The organism is Acetobacter sp. P5B1, from assembly GCF_018811985.1.
GTDB lineage: Bacteria > Pseudomonadota > Alphaproteobacteria > Acetobacterales > Acetobacteraceae > Acetobacter > Acetobacter cerevisiae.
Window position 1 is genome coordinate 1 of record NZ_JACRVS010000058.1, and the last position, 3,415, is coordinate 3,415.

General features: G+C 50.0%; 4 protein-coding genes and 1 pseudogene. 2 read left to right on the plus strand and 3 right to left on the minus strand.

Features of this window, described 5'->3' with window-relative positions:
- On the plus strand, positions 1–209 hold a 209-nt coding region (locus KP703_RS15155; protein WP_215754309.1), incomplete at its 5' end, for an integrase core domain-containing protein.
- Positions 210–248: 39 nt separating this feature from the next.
- Positions 249–1,013 (plus strand): annotated as a pseudogene (locus tag KP703_RS15160) (transposase); the annotation flags it as partial.
- Between the two features lie 236 nt (positions 1,014–1,249).
- On the opposite strand, the gene KP703_RS15165 reads toward KP703_RS15160, so the two are convergent.
- The 3 genes from KP703_RS15165 to KP703_RS15175 form a co-directional block, all read right to left on the minus strand.
- The gene (locus tag KP703_RS15165) at positions 1,250–2,626 is read right to left on the minus strand and encodes a HEPN domain-containing protein (RefSeq protein ID WP_215755527.1); all 1,377 of its coding nucleotides are present in this window, start codon (positions 2,624–2,626) and stop codon (positions 1,250–1,252) included.
- A 202-nt stretch (positions 2,627–2,828) separates the two neighbouring features.
- Entirely contained in the window at positions 2,829–3,185 is a 357-nt protein-coding gene (locus KP703_RS15170) for a hypothetical protein (RefSeq protein ID WP_215755528.1), read from the minus strand.
- A partial coding sequence (locus tag KP703_RS15175; protein WP_215753732.1) for a transposase occupies positions 3,179–3,415 on the minus strand: 237 nt, incomplete at its 5' end. The genes KP703_RS15170 and KP703_RS15175, both read right to left, overlap by 7 nt.

Sequence of the window (3,415 nt, forward strand, 5' to 3'; positions counted from 1 at the left end):
ATACGCAACCGGGTAATCCGCAGCAGAATGCCTATATTGAACGCTACAACAGAACTGTACGGCAGGAATGGCTGGAGCAGTATTTGTTTGAAAGCATTCAGGACGTGCAGGAGGTCGCAACACAATGGCTCTGGACATATAACCATGACAGACCCAACATGGGGAACAGCGGGCTAACCCCCGCCCAGAAACTAAAAACAGCTGCCTGAATTCTCATTCAATGCCCCACTAAAAATGGGGGGATTACCGCCCGACGGGAAACACTGAAAGCGAAGCTGGACGAAGCCTGCGCCCGGCTGGAAGCAGATGCGAAGGCGCAGGCCGAGGCGGCGCGACCGGCATACGAGAAAAAGAAGGCGGTGTATGACGCAAAAACAGGGCGTCGCGGTCGGGCGCCCAAACCGCCTGATGATGAACCACCACCTGAGCGGCAGATCAGCCTGACCGATCCCGACAGCCGCCTCATGCGGCGTTCGGACGCCCACGAGTTCCGACAGGCTTACAATGCCCAGGCCGTGGTCTGCGCCGAAGGCAGCCAGCTGATCGTGACAACCGACGTTGTCGCCACGCCAGCGGACGCGCCGTCCTTTGCCAGCACCGTGCTGTCGATGGAAAACACGATCGTTCTCCCAAAGACAGTGCTCGCCGACACCGGTTACGCCAACGGGCAGGCGATCCGGGAGTTGCGGAAAAAAGGCATCGATCCGCTGGTCGCCATCGGACGGCCTCGCGCCCGCAGGCCATATGATTTCCGGCCACCTCCTGAAAACAGGGAGCCACGCCGGATAACCGAACCCTGGCGGCTTGCCATGAAGGACAGGCTGGAAACTACAGAAGCCGGAGATGTTTACAGACTACGAAAACAGACCGTTGAACCGGTCTTTGGAATTATCAAAAGCATCATGGGGTTCAGAAGATTCAGTCTGCACAGCCTTGCAAAAGTCACGACCGAATGGACACTCGTCGCTCTCGCATACAACTGCAAAAGAATGGCACGGCTTCACGCAGCATAAGCCGGGTCAGCCTCGGTGTTATCAGCCGCAAAATGCCCAACCCGACAGGCTGCTAGAGACTTTCTCATTCAAATCGGCTCGCATTCTGTGGAGTACAACCTAATTTTCATAAAAATGTTCCACCTTGGTATTTCGGAAGAAAATACAAAAACAAAATCATATAATTTTTAAATTACACCTTGTAATCGAAAGAATTTATATTAATAATATTTCAAATATTATCTTCTATGGAAAGTTTAGAATAAGTCTCCCCTACCATCCCGATTGGCCTGTTCCACGACTCTCTGAAAACAGGAAATAATTTCAGAACGCGTCAGTTTGTCGGCACGCAACCCCTGAACTCCAAAGATCGCAAGCGTATTGATTAACGCGAGTTCACAAAGTTTGGCGCCAAGTCTAACTCCGTCCATGACCTCGTCTGACTTTGGCGATAGCGATCCATGGACTAGCTTTGAGCGCAGCGAATAAGCACGCTGAGCCTCTTGGCGAAGTTGCCCAAGGCTTTCTGGATCATCGGGATCAAAGCAGATAGCCGATACTCGCGTGGCGACCTGGAAAGTGATGTCATTTTTCTCGTCAGTCATCACTAATCGCTCTAACGCGGTCACATATTTAATCACCCTCGCTGCAGGTGAGCGTTCCCGAACAGCCTCGCCAAACCAAAGTGCAGAATCTAAAAAACGCTCACTAAGCGGCCTACAAAGACGAGGGTCTATAGCCGTTTCTAACGCTACGCCGAATAAGTTCAGAATGTAGCGGTAATCCGGTCTCTCAAACACCGCAGCCCAATCATTAGGGAAGGTGACTTCACCTGACCAGGCAAAAGATGTGGAAAAAGAAAGTGTACCATTGAGGAGTTGCAGCGTCGCTCTTCGATCGTGCTTTACTGCCGGTCCACCAACACTCATTCGTGCGGAGTGGCTGGCGCTAAACAAAATGGCCAAGCAGTCGAGTGCCGAAGTGACTGTATCCGTTGCTACCCGTTCTGAAATTCGTTTGTCACAACATGGTATAGTTACCTCAGCAACCCAGTTGAAATTACCATAATACTTCGCAGTATCGCGACGCAAGTAACTATCGCCCCTATAACTTTTACGATCACCCCACACTTGGTCAGCTATACGTGAGCGAAATGACTTCTGGTTCATGAACCGAACCGGTCCAATCGAAAATTCTGCAGGCTCTGTGGCGAGCATCAAATGGCAGGGAATGAAATGAGTACGCGTTTGAAGTGATCGCCTGGCTAACTTTGCCGCCTCCGAAAGAGCCCGGTCGATATTTCGTGTGTTAATAGGCTTTTTCTCAATTACGAATCTGCGGAACAGGATCATGCCAAGAGGCATCTTAATTGCCAAATCGTCAACTTGTCGTGCAATACCTGCATTCCGCAACGCTGTTCTGGCTAACCCTTCAAGGCGTACAACGGCTTCGCGACCAACAATGAGCTTATTAGCCTTATCTATGGGATGTTGTATCTCCCACAGGAAGGCCTGTTGCAACTCTTCCGGGCACCGCTTTGTGGATGCCCACTGCTGCTCCATTCTAGCGAAACGATTTCGTTCAGACAGAATGAAGCGAATATCTTCTTCGATTTCCTCTTTCAATACTGGCATCTAAAAATTCCAAAAGAGCGATACCATCCGTTTCCACCTAATAGACTAACTGTCGACAGTTTACCCAAGGCTGACTGCGGAAATAATACATCCACATCAGTGATTTCTGCTTGTTTTCTATAAGCACAAAACCACTACATTCGTGAAAGTAGAACGCCCGCCCTCTTACATTGCATAAATAGGAAAAATATATTCCCCTGTACTATCTTATTATCCCTAGTATTATATCATTGATAAACTTATTCAGCCATTCTTTTGTATGATGTGCATCTATCGGTATTGGACTTGAGGTCGAAATTCCATTAAGTAACTCTTCCAAAGAAACCAATCGTTCCCGGTAGTTTTGTTCATAACCAAAGCGCATACTTGCTCGATCAGGTCCGCACAAAACCCATGCTGTTGGGCATGAAAGCGCATACGCCCAAAGATGTTGCTCCCCCGCATCAAGAAGACTGCCTCCTCTAACCAATACTTCTGCTAACTGTTGATCTGAGATGGAATGAATAGCATCAAATCCTTGACGCAATTTTTCCTCTAATGGCCTAGGGCCTGTTAGCACTTGATCCAGTCTGCGGCTGCAGCGATGTGTATGACGGCCAGGAACGATGCTGCGGTTTTCTCGTATCTGGTTGCAACAGCACGCCATTCCTTGAGACGGGCCCAGAGGTTCTCGACCAGGTGCCGACACCGATAGACCCATCTGGGGCAGGCAACCGGCGCATCGCGTCGTTTTGCGGGAATGGCCGGTCGGGCTCCCATGTCCCAGATACGTTCACGGAAGGCGTCCGA

Excerpts from the sequence above, each read along its gene's own strand:
- KP703_RS15165 (WP_215755527.1), bottom strand. The coding sequence starts at position 2,626 with ATGCCAGTATTGAAAGAGGAAATCGAAGAAGATATTCGCTTCATTCTG.